Annotated in this window: 17 protein-coding genes and 1 riboswitch; of the genes, 12 read left to right on the forward strand and 5 right to left on the reverse strand. The window is 69.7% G+C overall.

The genetic code is table 11. The annotated features are described in order from the left end of the window. Window positions 1–7 precede the first annotated feature (7 nt). The gene (locus tag EL337_RS02675) at window positions 8–1,078 is read left to right on the forward strand and encodes an NAD(P)H-dependent amine dehydrogenase family protein (protein WP_048633249.1); all 1,071 of its coding nucleotides are present in this window, start codon (window positions 8–10) and stop codon (window positions 1,076–1,078) included. Window positions 1,079–1,088: 10 nt separating this feature from the next. Beyond that, window positions 1,089–1,700: a TetR/AcrR family transcriptional regulator gene (locus EL337_RS02680; RefSeq protein ID WP_048633248.1), complete on the forward strand. Its 612-nt coding sequence runs from the start codon at window positions 1,089–1,091 to the stop codon at window positions 1,698–1,700. On the opposite strand, the gene EL337_RS02685 is transcribed toward EL337_RS02680, so the two are convergent. From EL337_RS02685 to glnX, 3 genes are read right to left on the reverse strand one after another with little or no spacing between them, the layout of a single operon-like run. Continuing rightward, window positions 1,690–3,966, reverse strand: a complete 2,277-nt coding sequence (locus tag EL337_RS02685; RefSeq protein WP_109860148.1) for a serine/threonine-protein kinase PknG — start codon at window positions 3,964–3,966, stop codon at window positions 1,690–1,692. The genes EL337_RS02680 and EL337_RS02685 overlap by 11 nt on opposite strands. 32 nt (window positions 3,967–3,998) lie before the next feature. Then, the gene (locus EL337_RS02690; RefSeq protein ID WP_370737170.1) at window positions 3,999–4,964 is read right to left on the reverse strand and encodes a glutamate ABC transporter substrate-binding protein; all 966 of its coding nucleotides are present in this window, start codon (window positions 4,962–4,964) and stop codon (window positions 3,999–4,001) included. A gap of 31 nt (window positions 4,965–4,995) precedes the next feature. After that, window positions 4,996–6,315 (reverse strand): protein kinase G-activating protein GlnX, encoded by a 1,320-nt coding sequence (gene glnX / locus EL337_RS02695; RefSeq protein ID WP_048633246.1) that lies wholly within the window; start codon window positions 6,313–6,315, stop codon window positions 4,996–4,998. Window positions 6,316–6,476: 161 nt separating this feature from the next. Here glnX and EL337_RS02700 point away from each other — a divergent pair, with 161 nt between their 5' ends. Continuing rightward, on the forward strand, window positions 6,477–6,968 hold the full coding sequence (locus tag EL337_RS02700) for an NUDIX hydrolase (protein ID WP_048633245.1): 492 nt from the start codon (window positions 6,477–6,479) through the stop codon (window positions 6,966–6,968). Here the strand turns inward: EL337_RS02700 and thiE are convergent, their stop codons facing one another. Then, complete coding sequence (gene thiE / locus EL337_RS02705) at window positions 6,969–7,634, reverse strand: thiamine phosphate synthase (RefSeq protein WP_048633244.1); 666 nt, start codon at window positions 7,632–7,634, stop codon at window positions 6,969–6,971. A gap of 35 nt (window positions 7,635–7,669) precedes the next feature. Next, a riboswitch (TPP riboswitch) is annotated at window positions 7,670–7,779 on the forward strand. Between thiE and thiO the strand changes: the two genes are divergently transcribed. The 9 genes from thiO (at window position 7,770) to EL337_RS02750 (ending at window position 16,098) form a co-directional block, all read left to right on the forward strand. Then, on the forward strand, window positions 7,770–8,798 hold the full coding sequence (thiO, locus tag EL337_RS02710) for a glycine oxidase ThiO (protein WP_048633243.1): 1,029 nt from the start codon (window positions 7,770–7,772) through the stop codon (window positions 8,796–8,798). (Overlaps the previous riboswitch by 10 nt.) Continuing rightward, window positions 8,795–8,992, forward strand: a complete 198-nt coding sequence (gene thiS, locus EL337_RS02715) for a sulfur carrier protein ThiS (RefSeq protein ID WP_048633242.1) — start codon at window positions 8,795–8,797, stop codon at window positions 8,990–8,992. The genes thiO and thiS overlap by 4 nt, the downstream gene beginning before the upstream one ends. Beyond that, window positions 8,985–9,752, forward strand: coding sequence for a thiazole synthase (gene thiG, locus EL337_RS02720; protein WP_048633241.1), 768 nt, complete (start codon window positions 8,985–8,987; stop codon window positions 9,750–9,752). Before thiS ends, thiG begins: the two co-directional genes overlap by 8 nt. After that, on the forward strand, window positions 9,752–10,513 hold the full coding sequence (locus tag EL337_RS02725; protein ID WP_048633240.1) for an SGNH/GDSL hydrolase family protein: 762 nt from the start codon (window positions 9,752–9,754) through the stop codon (window positions 10,511–10,513). The genes thiG and EL337_RS02725 overlap by 1 nt, the downstream gene beginning before the upstream one ends. Then, on the forward strand, window positions 10,510–11,427 hold the full coding sequence (locus EL337_RS02730; RefSeq protein WP_048633239.1) for an ABC transporter ATP-binding protein: 918 nt from the start codon (window positions 10,510–10,512) through the stop codon (window positions 11,425–11,427). Before EL337_RS02725 ends, EL337_RS02730 begins: the two co-directional genes overlap by 4 nt. Beyond that, window positions 11,427–12,182 (forward strand): ABC transporter permease, encoded by a 756-nt coding sequence (locus tag EL337_RS02735; protein WP_370737171.1) that lies wholly within the window; start codon window positions 11,427–11,429, stop codon window positions 12,180–12,182. Before EL337_RS02730 ends, EL337_RS02735 begins: the two co-directional genes overlap by 1 nt. Before the next feature lie 25 nt (window positions 12,183–12,207). Further along, complete coding sequence (locus EL337_RS02740) at window positions 12,208–13,119, forward strand: alpha/beta fold hydrolase (RefSeq protein ID WP_048633237.1); 912 nt, start codon at window positions 12,208–12,210, stop codon at window positions 13,117–13,119. 1 nt (window position 13,120) lies between these two features. Further along, window positions 13,121–14,635 (forward strand): M28 family metallopeptidase, encoded by a 1,515-nt coding sequence (locus EL337_RS02745; RefSeq protein ID WP_048633236.1) that lies wholly within the window; start codon window positions 13,121–13,123, stop codon window positions 14,633–14,635. After that, complete coding sequence (locus tag EL337_RS02750) at window positions 14,632–16,098, forward strand: M28 family metallopeptidase (protein ID WP_048633235.1); 1,467 nt, start codon at window positions 14,632–14,634, stop codon at window positions 16,096–16,098. Before EL337_RS02745 ends, EL337_RS02750 begins: the two co-directional genes overlap by 4 nt. On the opposite strand, the gene EL337_RS02755 is transcribed toward EL337_RS02750, so the two are convergent. After that, a complete protein-coding gene (locus EL337_RS02755; RefSeq protein WP_048633234.1) occupies window positions 16,052–17,224 on the reverse strand; it encodes an aromatic ring-hydroxylating oxygenase subunit alpha in 1,173 nt (390 codons plus the stop codon). The two genes, EL337_RS02750 and EL337_RS02755, sit on opposite strands and share 47 nt — an antisense overlap. Window positions 17,225–17,241 lie beyond the last annotated feature (17 nt).

Below are 17,241 nucleotides of genomic sequence, written 5' to 3' on the forward strand. Positions count from 1 at the left end.
CGCACTGATGCGGCGGATCATCCAATTCTCCACCGGCAACGTCGGAGTACACGCGTTGCGCAGCATTCTCGAGCGCCCTGACCTCGAGCTGGTCGGCGTGCACGCCAACAGCCCGGACAAGATCGGGCGCGACGCCGCCGAGCTCTGCGGACTGCCCGGCCACTCCGGCGTCACCGCGACCGACGACATCGACGCTCTCGTGGACCTGGCGGCCGACTGCGTGGTCTACACGTCGCAGGCCGAGACCCGGCCGATGGAGGCCATCGACGAGATCAGCCGTTTCCTGCGCGCAGGCACCAACGTGGTCGGTACCTCGTTCGTGTGGCTGGTGGCCCCCGACCAGGCCGACGACTGGCTGCGTGGGCCGCTGGAAGCGGCGTGTGCACAGGGGAATTCGACGCTGTATGTCAACGGCATCGACCCGGGTTTCTCCGGCGACACCATGGTCTACTCCGCGTTGAGTCTGACCGCGCGGGCCACGTCGGTGACGGTGCAGGAGATCTTCGACTACGGCACCTACGACGACGCCGAGTTCACCGGTGTCAGTTTCGGGTTCGGTGCCCCGCCGGACCACACACCCATCCTGTTCAGCCCGGGCGTGCTGGCGTCGATGTGGGGCGCCCAGGTGCGCAGCCTGGCTGTCGAACTGGGCATCACGCTCGACGACGTCCTGGAGCGGCACGAGACGTGGGTGACGCCCGAGCCGATCGACTGCACGATGATGCGTGTCGAACCCGGCCGCGTCGCCGCGGTCAAGTTCGGCGTCGACGGTGTGTCCGGCGGCCGGACGGTCATCACGATGGAGCACGTCAACAGGCTGACCGAGGCGGCCGCCCCCGACTGGGCCTACCCGCCCGACGGCCACCCCGGCGTGCACCGGGTGATCGTCGACGGCAGCCCCGGTATCGAGATCAACGCCCACGTCGGCACATCCGGAATCGACCACAACCAGGGAGGCGTGATCGCGACCGCCGCCCGTGCGGTCAACGTCATCGAGGCCGTGTGCCTGGCGCCCACCGGAATCCTCGCCGCGCGTGACCTCCGCGGGTCGGCTCACGTGCGGGGCGTGATGTGGTAGACGAGCAGGCATGACCGCACCGCGCCGCCCGCCGACCGGCGGCCAGGCGCGGGCCGAGCGCACCCGCAACGCGGTGATCGACGAGACGGTCCGCGCCATCCTGGAGGAGGGGTTCGCCCCGCCCAGCGTTCGGCACATCACCGACCGGGCCGGCGTGACCTGGGGCGTGGTGCAGTACCACTTCGGCGACCTCGACGGTGTGCTCATGGCGGTGGTCGATCGAGGGTTCGGTGAGTTGTCGGCGACGCTGGAAGAGCTCGCACCGAAGGCGTCGGCGCTCGATGTGCAGGAGCGCGTCGCCTACGTGGTCGAGACTGTGTGGCAGGCGTTCTCGAGCCCCACCTCACGCGCCGCGCTGGAGATCCTGATCTCCACCCGCGGCGCGCGGGCGGACGCCGTCAACGCCCAGCTGGCCGAGGTGATGACGAAGCTGGGCGACCTCGGCCGCCGGCTCGGCGAGGGGCTGTCGGCGCCGCAGGCCGAGCGCGTCGGCACGCTGATCTGGAACACGCTGCGCGGCATCATCGCTGCGCAGATGACGTGGCCCGAACCGGTGGACAGCACACGGGACGTGCAGACCCTGATCGACCTCGTCGGTACTTACATCGCGGCTAAAACGTAGACATCGGGCGCACGCTGTTGGCCAGATCGATCAGCGCATAGCGGTGCGCCTGCGTGGGCGCCACCCTGGCCAGGCTGCGCAGGGACGCCTCGACGCCGAGCTGCAGACCGTGTTCGGTGAACGGGAAGCCCAGGATGTGGTTGGTGCTGGCCTCGTTGTCGGCCAGCCAGTCCATCGCCGTGCCCAGCACCAACGCACGGATCTGCAGCACGCGGGGTTCGGTGTCGGGCAGCGCCTCCACCCGGCGGGCCGCGTTACGGATGTGCTGTTCGGTGATCTCACTGCTGGAGCGCCCCGACAGCAGGGTGACGGCGCTGGTCAACCGCGCAGTGGTGAAATGCCGTGAGGTGGGCGGTACTTCGTCGAGTGTCCGGACGGCCGCGTCGCGGTCACCGCCTGCGGACTCGGCCCTGGCGAGGCCGAAACCGGCCGAGATGACGCCGTGGTCGGTCGACCACACCGTGTCATAGAACTTGCGCTCGTCGGCGGTGCCGGCCAACTCGGCGGTGGCCGCGAGTGCCAGCTTGGGCGCCAGCTCACCGGGGAGAGTGTCCAGTACCTCGGTGAAATGCTTTGTCGCGGAGTCATAGTCGGCGGTCAGGAGTTCAGATACGGCACGGAACCAGACCAGCCGCCACCGCCAGCCGGCCCGCCGGGAAAGTTCGTCGAGCTTGCGGGTGGCCTTGGCGACATCGCCGAGATCGAGCAGCGCGCGCACCTCCATCAGGGGCAGCTCCACCGACTGGCTCAGGTCGATGCCCTCGGAGTCCAGTGCCCCGTGCCGCGCGGCGCGCAGCGAATCCAGCGTCTGCACAGGCTGACTCAGCACCGTCGCCGACAACACCGGTGCGCCGACATCGGTGGGATCCACCAGCGGCACCTGGAGCGCCTTGACGATCTCCTGCGCGGTCAGCTTCTCCGAGTGCACCTGACCGTCGAGATATACGTCGGTGTGGGCCACCAGCAGGTCGACGCCGAACGTCGACCGTGACGGGCTGAACATCGTCGACAGACCGGGACGCGGAACGCCGGTGTCCCGGGCGACCACCTCGCGCAGGACGCCCATCAGCTGGCTCGACATCTCCTCGGCCGTCTGGAAGCGCCGGCGCGGGTCGGGGTCGGTCGCCCGGCGCAACAACCTGCCGAACGAGTCGTACTCGGCCAGCACCGGATCGTCGTCGGGCAGCCCGTCCAGGTAACGGCCCCCGCGGGTGGGCAGGCGCATCGTCAGCGCCGCCAGCGTGCGGCCCACGGTGTAGATGTCCGTCGCGACATTGGGTCCGGTGCGGACGATCTCCGGCGCCTGGTAACCCGGTGTGCCGTAGAGGTATCCGAACGAGTTGATGGGCGACACGGCGCCGAGGTCGATCAGCTTCAGCTGGTCCTCGGTGACCATGATGTTCTCGGGCTTGAGGTCGTTGTAGACCAGCCCCTGGGCGTGCAGATAGCCGAGAGCGGGCAGGATCTCCAGCATGAAGCCGATGGCCTCGGCCGTGGGCAGCCGGATCCGCTCGCTGTGGCGCAGCAGGGTGGCCTGCTTGAGCGAGGTGCCGCCGACGTACTCCATCACGATGTAGCCGACCGGGTTGCCGTGCTTGTCGGCGTGCTCGACGAAGTTGTAGATCTTGACGATTCCGGGATGGGTGACCTCGGCCAGGAATTGGCGTTCCGCCATCGCGATCGCCTGCGCCTCGGCGTCCCCGGAGTGCACCAGGCCCTTGAGTACCACCGGCCGGTCGTTGACGTTCTTGTCGAAGGCCAGGTACACCCAGCCCAGCCCGCCGTGCGCGATGCAGCCCTTGATCTCGTATTGATCGGCGACGATGTCGCCGACGCCGAGCTGCGGCAGGAACGAGTACGCGCTGCCGCAGTGCGGGCACCAACCCTCCGAGAGGGCCTTCCCGTCATTGGTCGACCGGCCGACCGGCCTGCCGCAGTTCCAGCAGAAGCGTTTCGACTCGGCGACCACCGGGTCGGTCATCAAGGCGGTCAGCGGATCCCGTGCCGGTACCCGCGGGATCTCCACGAGGCCGCCACCGAGCCTGCGGGTGGGCGACAGGTACCGGGTCAGCGTCGTCGTCTGGTCCTGCGGCTCGGTGTCGCCGGTGTGCAGCAGCGCGTCACTGTCATCGTCGTCGTCGAAGTTGGGCCGGAACACCGCCTGGGTGGCCATCGGCCGCACCGTGGCCATCGAGTCCATCGCCAGATCGTCCAGCGACGCGGGCTGCGTGCCCGGGTCGTCGTCGGGATCGGCCACCCTGTCCATCTCGCCGGTGTCGACGTCGCTGCGTTCGGTCATCAGTCCGAGTACCTCGCGGCCGGAGGTGAGGGCGCGGGCCCGAGCACGGTCAACCACTTGCGGTACAACGTGTTCCAGGTGCCGTCCCGACGGATCCGTTCCAGCGTCCGGTTGACGTAGCGCACCAGACCGGTGTTCTCCAGGTTCACGCCGATGCCGTAGGGCTCCTCGTTCAGCGACGGGCCGACGATCTGCAGGTAGGGATCCTGCGACACCAGCCCCGCCAGGATCGCGTCGTCGGTGCTGACCGCGTCCACTTGGCGCTGCTGCAGCGCCACCAGGCAGTCGGCCCAGGTGACCACGCCCACGATCAACGGCGGCGGGGTGATCTGCTGTATGCGTTCCAGGGACGTCGTCCCCTTCGCCACGCACACTCGCTTGCCCGACAGGTCCGACGACTGCCGGATGTTGGAGTCCCGCGGGGCCAGGATCCGCTGGTTGGCGGTCAGGTACGGGGTGGAGAAATTCACCAGCTTCTTGCGCTCGCAGGTGATGGTCATGGTCTTGACGACGACGTCCACCTGATTGTTCTGCAGCGCGGCGACCCGGTCCTCCGAGGACAGGATCCGGTACTCCACCTGCGACGGTGTGCCGAAGATGTCCCGGGCGATCTCGCCGGCGATATCGACGTCGAAACCGGTGATCTCGCCGGTGATCGGGTCGCGAAAGCTGAACAGGTTGCTGCCGATGTCGAGCCCGACGATCAGCCTGCCGCGGGCCTTGATGTTGGCCACGGCCCTGTCGGCCTCTTCCTCGGTGTCGAACGGCCGCAGGCTCGCCCTGCGGTCACAGTCTTCGTCGGCCTCGGTCGGGGGCCGCACCTGCTCCGGCGGCAGCTCCTCCAAACCGGCCGGGGTCGGCGGGGCCAGCGTGACACCGGGGGTCGGTACCACCGGCGACGCCTGCGCGCACCCGCTCAGCACCGCGGCCGCCGCCAGCAGTGCGCCCCACTTCTTCGCGCTCATCATCGCTCTCTGTTCTTCGCGCAAGCGCTCATCACCGGTACTCACTCAGCCTGGGCCAGATGCCCAACGCCACCGCGATCGCCGCCATGATCGACAGCGCCGCAGCGCCCACCGTGGCGCCCGACAGCACCCGGCGGGCGTTGATGATCTCGTTGCGCAGCTGGGTGCGGCTCTGCTCGATACCTTTCGTCAGCGCCTCGTCGAGCTTGTCGAACGCCGGCGTCGCGTCGTCCTCGCCGGTGCCCAGCGCCACCTGGGTGGCCGCCTGGTAATTGCCGACGGCGATGTAGGCGGTAATCCGGTCGTCGGCGGCACGCCACCGGTCGAGCAGCTCATCCGCGTCGGCCAGATCGGTCTTGTCGATCGAGTCGTCTCGGGCCATGTACCGGGCCAGCTGCTCCTGCATCGCCTCGATCCGCTGGTAGTACGACTGCTTGCGGATGTTCTCGTCGCCGCGACGGATCAGCGACAGCGTCTCGTCGGCACGGGCCTGCTGGGCAGTGATCGCCAGTGTGGTCACCGTCTTGAGTGACTCGGCGGCGGTCTCCTTGGCGCTGCGGCTGTCGGTTGTCGAGATCACCAGCGCGGTGCCCACCCAGATCAACATGATCAGCACGGCGACCCCGCCCGCGACGAAGCCGATGTTGACCCGGCGCCTGGTCCGCTTGGCCAGCCAGCGGTTGGCGAATGCACCGAACAGCAGCGTCGCGATGACCACCAGGATCACCGGTGCCGGGATACGGGTCGACGCCGTCGTCTCGACGTCCACCCGGGCCGAGATCTGCTCGTAGAGCCGCTGCGCGTCGGGCAGGATCTTCTGCTGCATCAGAGCCGAGGCTTCCGACAGGTAGGACGAACCGACCGGATTGCCCGCCCGGTTGTTGGTCCTCGCGGTCTCGACCAACCCGGTGTACACGGCCAGCCGCGCGTTGATCCGGCCGAGCAGCTGCACCAGCGGCTCTTCGGTCAGCCCGCTGGACGCCCGGGTGACCGCGACCGACGCGTCGGTGATGGCCTGCTCGTACCGCTGCCGCACGGCGCGTGGTTCGGCGCCTGCGATGAAGGCGGTGGCCGCGGCGGCGTCGGCGACCGACAAGGTGGTGTAGAGCTGGCCGGCGGCGAACGACAGCGGCTCGGTGTGGTTGAGCACTGTCGTCAGCGCCTGCTGACGGTCGTTGATGGTGGTGGAGGTCGCGAATGCGCTGGCGATCACCAGAGTGGCCAGGGCCAGCCCGATGCTGAGGATGCGGCCCGGCGTCGTCCACAGGAACCACCATCGTGGGTGCGACGGGGCCGTCGGTGACCGCGACGCAAGAGGCTCGGTCGAGGGGTGCGCCAACTCCACAGTCACGTCTGCGCGGACCTCATCTTGGTCTCGATCTCTCCGGCGGTCGGTCGAACACGGGCTGGCACGATTCTATGAGGGAATTCTAAGAGCTTCTGGCACGGCGCGTGCGGCTTCGGCGCGCCGTGGCTTCACCGATTCGGCCCCGCGTTACCTATCCTGAACCGGTGCGCGGGGACGGTGACGGCTGGGTGGTGTCCACCGGCGGCGCTGCCTATTGGGGCAGATACGGTGCCGCCGGACTTCTGGTGCGCGCCCCCCGCCCCGACGGATCTGCGGTGGTGCTGCTCCAGCACCGGGCGCCGTGGAGTCATCAGGGCGGGACCTGGGGGCTGCCCGGCGGCGCCCGGGACAGCCACGAGACGGTCGAGCAGGCGGCGGTCCGCGAAGCCCACGAGGAAGCCGGTCTGCCCGCCGATCAGCTGACGGTACGGACCACGGTCGTCACCGCGGAGGTGGTCGGGTGGACCTATACGACCGTCATCGCCGACGCCGACGAGCAGCTCGACACCGTGCCCAACCGGGAGAGCTCGGAGTTGCGCTGGGTCGCGGAGGACGAGGTCGCCGACCTGCCGCTGCATCCGGGGTTCGCGGCCAGCTGGGAACGGCTGCGCGAGGTGACGGCAACGCTCCCGCTGCAGGTCAACCCGCCGAGCTGATCACACCGCGGAGCCGAGCAAGCCGACGAGCTCGGAGGCAGCGGCCTCGGGATCGTCGGCGGCCGTGATGGCCCGCACCACGACAATGCGCCGTGCGCCGGCGTCGAGCACCTCGGGCAGCCGCTGGGCGTCGATGCCGCCGATCGCGAACCACGGCTTGTCGGTGCCGAGCGCGGCCGCCGCGCGCACCAGGTCCAGACCCGGTGCGGGACGCCCCGGTTTGGTGGGCGTCGGCCAGCACGGCCCCACGCAGAAATAGTCGACGTCGTCGGTCACCGCGGCGCTCACCTGGTCGATGTCGTGCGTCGACCGGCCCAGCACCACGTCCCCGACGATGCGGCGCGCGACGGGAAGCGGCAGGTCGTCCTGGCCCAGGTGCAGTACGTCGGCGTGGGCGGCCAGCGCGATGTCGGCGCGGTCGTTGACCGCCAGCAGCGCGCCGTGCCTGCGGGCCGCGTCGCCGAGGACTTCGAGTGCCGAGATCTCCTCGCGCGCCTCCAGCGGGCCGAAGCGCTGCTCCCCGGGCGAGCCCTTGTCCCGGAGCTGGATGATGTCGACTCCGCCCGCGAGCGCGGCGTCGGCGAATTGGGCCAGGTCACCGCGCTCACGGCGGGCGTCGGTGCACAGGTACAGCGAGGCGCCGGCAAGTCGGGGGGATGTGGGCACTCTCGAACGCTAGCGCCGCCGCCACGTAGTCTGGTAACCGACCACACGGGAGTCCCGGGTCCGGGGACTGAGAGTGAGCCTGCCGGCTCTTACCGTCACACCTGATCCGGGTCATGCCGGCGAAGGGAGTACGCGATGCCAGCCCAGACACATCGGTCGCTGGCTGTCGTCGGCGGCGGTGTCATCGGCCTCGCCGTCGCGCGTCGTGCCGCCCACGACGGCTGGGCGGTGCGGGTGCACCGCACCGGCGAACCGGGCGCCTCATGGGTTGCCGGCGGGATGCTGGCACCGCACAGTGAGGGTTGGCCCGGCGAGGAACGGTTGCTCCAGGTCGGCTTGGAGTCGCTGCGGCTGTGGCATGAGACCTTTCTGGACAGCCTGCCGCCCGCGGTGGTCACCGCGCGACAGTCCCTGGTGGTGGCGGTCGACCAGGCCGACGCCGCCGACCTGAAGACGGTGGGTACCTGGCTGTCCGGCCAAGGCCATCCGGTGACGTTGACGACGTCGGCCCGGGACATCGAACCTCTTCTCGCCCAAGGTATCCGGCACGGATTCGTCGCGGAGACCGAGCTTGCCGTGGACAACCGGGCAGTCGTCGAGGCGCTCGCCGCACAGTGCGAGCAGCTCGGTGTCGAATGGGCGCCGCCGGTGGGGTCGCTGACCGAGCTGGGCGCCGCGGACACGGTCGTGATCGCCAACGGCATAGACGCACCGTCGCTGTGGCCCGGCCTCGCGGTGCGTCCGGTCAAGGGCGAGGTGCTCCGGTTGCGCTGGCGGCGCGGGTGTCTGCCGGTGCCGCAGCGGGTGGTGCGCGCCCGGGTCCGGGGCCGCCAGGTGTACGTGGTGCCGCGCTCCGACGGCGTGGTGGTGGGCGCGACGCAGTACGAACACGGCCGTGACACCGCCCCGGCGGTCAGCGGCGTGCGGGATCTGCTCGACGACGCCTGCACCGTGATGCCGGCGCTGGGTGAGTACGAATTCGCCGAGGCCGCAGCCGGTCTCCGTCCGATGACGCCCGACAATCTGCCCCTGGTCCACCGGCTCGACGAGCGGACGCTGGTGGCTGCGGGGCACGGCCGGTCGGGATTCCTGCTGGCGCCGTGGACGGTGGAGACCATCGCCGCCGAGCTGGCGGGCGCGAAGCTGGAGGGGGTGGCGCGATGAAGGTGATCGTGAACGACGAGGCGGTGGACATCGACGAGCGCACCACGGTTGCGGCACTGCTGGACCGGATGGGCTTCCCGGAGAAGGGCATCGCCGTGGCAGTGGACTGGGCGGTGGTGCCCCGCTCGCAGTGGGACACCGCGCTGACCGATGGAGCGAAGATCGAAGTGGTGACGGCGGTGCAGGGTGGCTGATTTCACGACGGAGAAGTTGAGCATCGCAAGCCGCGAGTTCAACTCACGGTTGATCCTCGGCACCGGCGGCGCACCCAGCCTGGCGGTGCTGGAGGCCGCACTGATCGCCTCCGACACCGAGCTCACCACCGTCGCGATGCGGCGCGTCGACGCCGAGGGCGGCACCGGGGTGCTGGATCTGCTGGCCGGCCTCGGCATCACCCCGCTGCCCAACACCGCCGGATGCCGGGGCGCGGCCGAGGCTGTGATGACCGCCCAGCTGGCCCGCGAGGCGCTTCACACCAACTGGGTCAAGCTCGAGGTGATCGCCGACGAGCGGACCCTGCTTCCCGACGCCGTCGAATTGGTCAAGGCGGCAGAGCAATTGGTCGATGACGGGTTCGTGGTGCTGCCGTACACCAACGACGACCCGGTGCTGGCACGGCGGCTGGAGGCCACGGGCTGCGCCGCGGTGATGCCGCTGGGCTCGCCGATCGGCACCGGCCTCGGCATCGCCAACCCGCACAACATCGAGATGATCGTGGCGGCGGCGGGCGTGCCGGTGATTCTTGATGCCGGCATCGGCACCGCGAGCGACGCCGCGCTGGCCATGGAGCTCGGTTGTGACGCCGTGCTGCTGGCCAGCGCCGTCACCCGCGCGGCCGATCCGCCTGCGATGGCCGCCGCGATGTCGGCCGCAGTCCGAGCCGGATATCTGGCGCGCCGCGCAGGCCGGATCCCGAAGAGGTTCTGGGCGCAGGCATCCAGCCCGTCAACGTGATGGAACGGTATGTCGCCCTGGGCAGTTCGATGGCGGCCGGCCCGGGGATCCGGCCCAGGGTGCCGGGTTCACCCCGGGCGGCGGGCCGCTCGCAACGCAACTACCCGCATCTCGTGGCGGCCGCGCTCGGTCTCGATCTGGTCGACGTCACCTACTCGGGGGCGACCACCGCGCACGTGCTGTCGGAATCCCAGCGCAGCGCACCGCCGCAGATCGACGCGCTCGACGGCACCGAGACGCTGGTGACCGTGACCATCGGCGGCAACGACGCCGGATACGTCCCGATGCTGTTCGCGGCGGGTCTACCCCGTGCGGTCCGGGCGGTGCCCCTGCTCGGGGGCCGGCTCCGGGACCTGCTCGATCCGACGGCCCGCTACGCCGCGCTGTCCGAGGTGGGCAGCGCCCTGGTCGACGTCGGACGGGAGGTCCGGCGACGGTCGCCGCAGGCCACCGTCCTGTTCGTGGATTACCTGACATTGCTGCCGGATTCGGGGGCGGCACCGCCGCTGCGTGGCCCCGACGTCACGCTGGGCAGGCACGTCGCGGCCACGCTGGAACAGCTGACGGCCGACGCGGCGGCGGCCACCGGGTGCGGGCTGGTGCGGGCCGCCGAGGCAAGCCGGAGCCACCACGCCTGGTCGGCCCAGCCCTGGACCACGAGGTTCGGCTGGCCACTGCCGGGGCGACCTGCGCCGCTGCACCCCAATGCCGACGGCATGCGCGCGGTGGCCGACCTGGTGGTGGCCGCGGTGACAGCGTGATCGAACTGCGGGGATTGACCAAGGTGTTCCGGTCCGCCCACGGATCGGCCCGCGCGGTCGACGGATTGACCTGCACCATCGAACCCGGTGTGGTGACCGGATTCCTGGGCCCGAACGGGGCGGGCAAGACGACCACGATGCGCATGATCCTGGGCCTCGACACCCCCACGTCGGGCACCGCCACCATCGACGGCAAGCCCTACCGGCAGCTGACCGACCCGCTGCGCACGGTCGGCGCGCTACTGGACGCCAGGCAGGTCCATCCGAACCGCACGGTGCGCAACCACCTGCGCTGGATCGCCGCGACCAACGGGATCGCGACGTCGCGTCCCGACGAGGTGCTGGAGATGGTCGGGCTGACCGCGGTGTCGGGGGCGAGGGTGGGCACGCTGTCGCTGGGCATGAGCCAGCGGCTCGGCATCGCGTCGGCGTTGATCGGCGACCCGCCGGTGCTGCTGTTCGACGAGCCGGTCAACGGCCTCGACCCCGAGGGGATCCACTGGGTCCGCACGCTGATGCGGACGTTGGCGGCCGACGGTCGCACCGTGCTGGTGTCCAGCCATCTGCTGTCGGAGATGGCCAACACCGCCGACCGGCTGGTGGTCATCGGCAAGGGCCGACTGATCGCGTCGACCTCGGTCACCGAGTTCGTCGAGCGCTCCGGCGCGGCCACCGTGCGGGTGCGCAGCCCGCGGGTAGAGGAGCTGTACACCGTGCTGACCGCGGCCGGGCTCACCGTTGCGCAGGACGGCACGGCGCTGACGGTGCACCACGCCGCGACCGAGGTCGTGGGCGATCTCGCCGCGCAGCACTCGATCGCGCTGCACGAACTCAGTTCCCAACAGGTTTCGCTGGAACAGGCCTACCTGGCCATGACCGACAACGCCACCGAGTACCGGGGCAGATCACAGTGATACGTCGCGCCGTGGCGGTGACGAACTCCGAGCGCATCAAGCTGACGACGCTGCGCTCGCCGCTGTGGGCGTCTGCGGCCGCGGCGGTGCTGAGCGTGGGCCTGGCGACCCTGCAGGCCTCCGTCGCCTATGACCACGAGCGGTTGACCGTCCCCACCGCGGCGCTCGGGGTCGCCGTGTTCGGCGTCCCGGTGCTGATGATCGTCGCGGCGATGACGCTGACTGGCGAGTACCGCAACGGGCTGATCGCGACCACGTTCATGGCCACCCCCGCACGGACGCTGGTGATCTGCGCGAAAGCTGTTGTCGCCGCTGTGTACTCGGCGGCTGCCGCGGCACTCATGGTGGTCGGATCGGTGCTGGTGGCACGGCTGGTCGCCGCACCGGGAGTGGGTGACAATCTGACCGTGGCAGCCACACTCGGGTTCGCGGCCGCGATCGCCCCGTATGCGGGGCTGGCGGCAGTACTCGGTGTCGGTGTCGCGGCGTTGTTGCGGCATACGGCCGGCGCGGTGACCGTCCTGCTGTTGTGGCCGCTGCTGGTCGAGCCGCTGCTGGCCAACATGCCCGGCCGCCGCTGGGAGGTGGGCCCGTACCTGCCCTTCGCCAACGCCTTCCGGTTCCTCGACGTGCAGTGGTTGTTCCCGGGCTTCGCGTGGCGCTGGGGGGCTCTCGGCTCGCTCGGCTACTTCGCTGCGGTGATCACCGTCGTCTTCGCCGCGGCTCTGGTCGTCGTGAATCGGCGCGACGCGTGACCCGCCCGACGATCCGGAGGAAACCGTGACCGCCCCTGAGGTACTGACGCTGAGCCTGCCGCACCTGGACGTGACCGCGCTGGCGTGGGGCCCCGCCGACGGTCGGCTGGTGCTGTGCCTGCACGGCTTCCCTGACAGTGCGTGGGGCTGGCGCGCCATGGCTCCGCTGCTGGCCGAGCAGGGTATGCGGGTGGTGGCGCCGTTCGCCCGCGGCTACGCACCGACCGGTCCGGCACCGGACGGCGACTATCACATCGGGGCGCTCATGTACGACGCGCTGGCCGTGCATGCGGCGTTGGGCGCTCCCGACGACGCCGTGCTCATCGGCCACGACTGGGGTGCGTTCACCGCCAGCGCCCTCGCCGCCTACCCGGATTCGCCGTTCGCCGAGCACATCTCGATGGCGGTGCCACCGGTGGGCGCCATCAGCCGCACCCGCGCTTCGCTCCGTCGCCAGGTCGCGATGGCGCCGCGCCAGCTGCGCAACAGCTGGTACATCCTGTTCTTCCAGGTGCCCGGTCTTCCCGAGCGGCTGCTGCCCAGGGTGATCCCGCGGCTGTGGCAGGACTGGGGACCACCCGGGTACGACACCGGCACCGCACTCGACGACGCGCTGTCGGCGCTGCCCAGCCCGGCCCACCGGCGGGCGGCGGTGGGCTACTACCGTGCGATGGTGCGCCCGTCGCGTCCCGCAGCGCGGTACGCCGACCTGCACAGGTGGTGCTTCGGGATTCCCGCGGTGCCGATTCTGCACCTCCAGGGGCTTGCGGACGGGGCGATGCAGGCGGGGTACGCCGACGGGGTCGCCGACGTGCTGCCGCCGGGTAGCCGCGTGCAGACGATCCCTGCCGCCGGGCACTTCCTGCAGATCGAACAACCCGAGGTCACCGCGGCGGCAGTACTGGACTATCTGGGTGACCGCCAGGGGCCGCGCTAACGTGGAGTCCGTGACCCGGACCAAAGTCGTGGCCGTGCTGGCCGTCGCGCTCCTGACAGTCGGCGGCTGCGGCGCCGAACCGGATCCTGCCCCTGCGCCGCAGCCCACCGCGGACCCGGCTGCTGCCAACGCCTTCGCCGACGACCTGGCGCAGAAGGTCACCGGCGACGCCATGATGGCGCACCTGCGCAGGCTGCAGGAGATCGCCGACGCCAACGACGGTAATCGCGCACTCGGCACCCCCGGCTACGACGCCAGCGTGGACTTTGTGGTGGAAGCGTTGCGGGACAAGGGCTTCGATGTGCAGACCCCGGAGTTCGACGTCAAGATCCCGTGGGCTGACGAACCGTCGCTGACCGTCGCGGGCGACAAGGTCGAGGCCAGGCCGATGGAGTACACCATCGGAACCCAGGGCCCCGGTGTGTCCGGGCCGATCGTGGTGGCCCGCTCGGAGGACACCCCCGGATGCACGGCCGAGGACTACGACGGTCTGCCGGTCGAAGGGGCGGTCGTGCTGGTCGACCGTGGCTCGTGCCCGTTCGGGCAGAAGCAGTCGGTGGCTGCCGACCGCGGTGCGGTGGCACTGATCGTCGCCAACAACGAAGACGGTCCGAACATGACGGGGGGCACGCTGGGGGACACCACGAACGTGCGGATCCCCGTCGTCAGTGTGCCCAAGGCCGCGGGCGAGCAGATCCGCGGACGGTCGGGAGCGCCGACGGTTCTGCGTCTCAACGCCGGGGTGCGCGTGGAGAAGACGCGGAACGTGATCGCCCAGACCACGACCGGGTCCACTTCCGACGTGGTGATGGTCGGCGCGCATCTCGACAGCGTCCCGGAGGGGCCCGGCATCAACGACAACGCCTCCGGTGTCGCGGCGGTGCTGGAAACCGCACTGCAACTGGGTAGTTCGCCGCCGGTGGCCAACGCTGTGCGGTTCGGCTTCTGGGGTGCCGAGGAGACCGGGCTGCTCGGGTCCAATGACTACATCGGTTCGCTGGACCTCGAGGCGCTCAGGGACATCGCGCTGTATCTGAACTTCGACATGCTCGGCTCGCCGAATCCGGGTTACTTCACCTACGACGGCGACCAGTCGACACGGCCGGACGCGCGTCAGGGCGTGCCGAGGGTGCCGGAGGGGTCCGCCGGGATCGAGCGCACGCTGGTGGCCTATCTCGACCGCGCAGGCAAACCGGGTGAGGACACCTCGTTCGACGGCCGCTCCGACTATGACGGCTTCACCATGGCGGGAATCCCTGCGGGAGGGCTGTTCTCGGGTGGCGAGGAGAAGAAGTCCGCCGCCCAGGCCGAGGTGTGGGGCGGCGAGGCCGACCAGCCGTTCGACCCGAACTACCACAAGCCCGAGGACAACATCGACAACATCGACGAGACGGCGCTGCAGATCCACGGCAGCGGCGTGGGCTACTCCGTCGGTCTCTATGCCCAGGAACAGCGCGGGCGCAACGGCATTCCGGTACGTGACGACCGAACCCGTCACCAGCTGACCGCGCCATGAGGGCTCGCTGGGGGGCGGCCGTGGTCGTCGCGGCGGTGAGCGCGCTGGTGGTGGCGTGTACCTCCGAGCCGGCGCCACCGCCGGTCGACCTGGGCCCCGACCTGTCGAACAAGGTGGGTATCGACGGCGTGTACCGGCACCTGGTCAAGCTGCAGGAGATCGCCGACGCCAACGACGGAAATCGCGCCGACGGGTCTCCCGGGTATCAGGCCAGCGTGGATTACGTGGCACAGATGTTGCGCGACAGAGGTTTCGACGTGCAAACCCCGGAGTTCGAACGGTTGTCGGGCTCGGAGGGCGGCCGGCCGGCGCTCACCGTGGCCGGCCGCACTTTCCGGGTCGATCAGGCGTCCATGCTGCTGACCACCCCCCGCGGCGGTCTCAGGGCCGTCACCCTGCGGCCCCGCAGAGCGGCCGGGTGCACGGCAGCCGACTACGGCGACGTGTCGGTCGCCGAGGCCATCGCCGTGGTCGACGACAGCGGGTGCTCGATCGTCGACAAGCACCGGGTGGCCGTCGCCGAAGGGGCGGTCGGCATGCTCGTGGTCACCCAGGCAAGCCCGTCGCGGCCCGTCGGCACCGCGCCCACCCTTTTCTCCTCGGGGTACTACAACCACCTGACGGTGCCGGTCGGTGTGATCGATCCGTCCGCCGACGCGGCCCTGCGCCGGACCGAACAACCCGTCACGCTTGTCCTGGACAACGAGCCCGTGATGACCACGTCGCGAAATATCATCGCACAGACCAAGACCGGCGACGACAGCAACGTGGTCATGGTGGGGGCACACCTCGACAGCGTGCGGTCCGGTCCGGGGATCAACGACAACGGCTCCGGTGTGGCCGCAGTGCTGGAGACGGCGCTGCAGCTCGGTGGTGAGCCGCAGACCACCAACGCGGTCAGGTTCGCGTTCTGGGGAGCCGAGGAGGTGTCGATGGACGGATCGACGACGTACCTGCGCTCGCTGGACAAGGACCAACTCGACAGCATCGCGATGTACCTGAACTTCGACATGCTGGGCTCGCCCAATCCGGGCTACTTCACCGACGACGGTGACCAGTCCACGCAGACAGGGGAAGTGGTGCCCGCCCCCGACGGTTCGGCGGGCATCGAACGGCTGCTGGCCGGCCACCTCAACACCGCAGGCGTGCGGCCCGCGGACATCCCGTTGCAACGCACCACCGACTACGGCCCGTTCCTGGCGTTGGGCATACCCGTCGGCGGCCTCACCACCGGCTCGTCACAGCGCAAATCCGAGGTGCAGGCACGGCTGTGGGGCGGCAAGGCTGACGTGGCGTTCGACCCGAACTACCACACCCGCGGTGACACGATCGACAACATCGACCGGACCGCGCTGGAGATCATGGCGTCCTCGACGGCTTTCGCGGTGGGCAGTTACGCGCAGTCGATCGAGGGTGTCAACGGGGTGCCTGCGCGCGATCAGCGGAACCGGCGTACGCCTTAGCGACCCGCGTGACGAACTGGTAGACACCGTCCTCGTCGGGCGCCAGCGGACCCGGCCGCGCGTGCGGTGAGGACAGGCCGCGCTGCACCGACTCGCACGCCGTCCAGTCCTGCCGGTTGGTCAGGTCCCAGAAGTCCACCGCGTAGGACGGATCGAATCCGGGCGTGGCGGCAACGTCTTTCGGGAACGCCCACGCGCACTCGACGTGTGTGCGATCGGCGGCCAGCGGGGTCATCAGGTGTGTCATCACATAGTCCGGATGCAGGCTGACCAACAGGTTCGGATAGCCGACCAGATACATGACGCTGCGCAGTTCGTGCTCGGACAGACCCGCGATCGCCACCCCGTCGCTCTTACCGGACAGCGACATCGTCTCCGCGCCGTCGACGATCGACATCCAGCCGCCCATCCACGAACCCTCGAGGTCGATGTTCTCGCCACTGGTAGGCGGACTGATCCGGGACAGCTCGGGATGGATGCTTGCGCAGTGATAGCACTCCTGGTAGTTCTCGGCGATGACCTTCCAATTGGTGGCCAGCTCGTAGGAGTGGCGCGCCACAATCGTCAGATCCTCGGGTCGGTACGGACCGACGATCTCCTCCAATCCGGCTACGTGAGAGGAGAATTCGACATCCTCGCCGCTGGGGTCGACGAACAGCCAGCCGTGCCAGTTGACCAGCCGCAGCTCGGTCAGGCCGAATTCGCCGGCATCGAAGTTCTCGAACTCGCCGAATCCCGGTGCGTTGCGTAAGGTTCCGTCGAGTTTGTACGACCAGGCGTGGTACGGGCACACGATGGTTCGCCCGCGCGCGGTCGTGTTGCAGGCCAGCAGCTCGTGTCCGCGGTGCTTGCAGGTGTTGGCGAACGCGCGGACGGTGCCGTCCTCACCGCGGACCAGCAGCATCCCGTTGGGGCCGCTGCCCGTGGCCCGCTGGGCGCCCACCGCCGCGAGGTCGCCGGCATGGCCGACGCAGGTCCAGCCGGAGAAGATGTTGCGCTGCTCCCAGTCGAACACCGCCTGATCCACATACGCCTCGCGCGGCAGCATCCGGGACCGGCCGAACGGAGCAAGCGCCGCGGCGAGGCCGTCGGCGGGCACGGGTGCGGGAACGTGCTGTTTGAACATACAGTCAGCTTACGTCC

This window comes from Mycolicibacterium aurum (genome assembly GCF_900637195.1).
Lineage (GTDB): Bacteria > Actinomycetota > Actinomycetes > Mycobacteriales > Mycobacteriaceae > Mycobacterium > Mycobacterium aurum.

Excerpts from the sequence above, each read along its gene's own strand:
- thiO (WP_048633243.1), top strand. The coding sequence starts at position 7,770 with ATGCCAGCCCAGACACATCGGTCGCTGGCTGTCGTCGGCGGCGGTGTC.
- EL337_RS02685 (WP_109860148.1), bottom strand. The coding sequence starts at position 3,966 with ATGGACAGGGTGGCCGATCCCGACGACGACCCGGGCACGCAGCCCGCG.
- EL337_RS02690 (WP_370737170.1), bottom strand. The coding sequence starts at position 4,964 with ATGAGCGCGAAGAAGTGGGGCGCACTGCTGGCGGCGGCCGCGGTGCTG.
- EL337_RS02675 (WP_048633249.1), top strand. The coding sequence starts at position 8 with ATGCGGCGGATCATCCAATTCTCCACCGGCAACGTCGGAGTACACGCG.
- EL337_RS02680 (WP_048633248.1), top strand. The coding sequence starts at position 1,089 with ATGACCGCACCGCGCCGCCCGCCGACCGGCGGCCAGGCGCGGGCCGAG.
- EL337_RS02755 (WP_048633234.1), bottom strand. The coding sequence starts at position 17,224 with ATGTTCAAACAGCACGTTCCCGCACCCGTGCCCGCCGACGGCCTCGCC.
- EL337_RS02750 (WP_048633235.1), top strand. The coding sequence starts at position 14,632 with ATGAGGGCTCGCTGGGGGGCGGCCGTGGTCGTCGCGGCGGTGAGCGCG.
- thiS (WP_048633242.1), top strand. The coding sequence starts at position 8,795 with ATGAAGGTGATCGTGAACGACGAGGCGGTGGACATCGACGAGCGCACC.
- EL337_RS02725 (WP_048633240.1), top strand. The coding sequence starts at position 9,752 with ATGGAACGGTATGTCGCCCTGGGCAGTTCGATGGCGGCCGGCCCGGGG.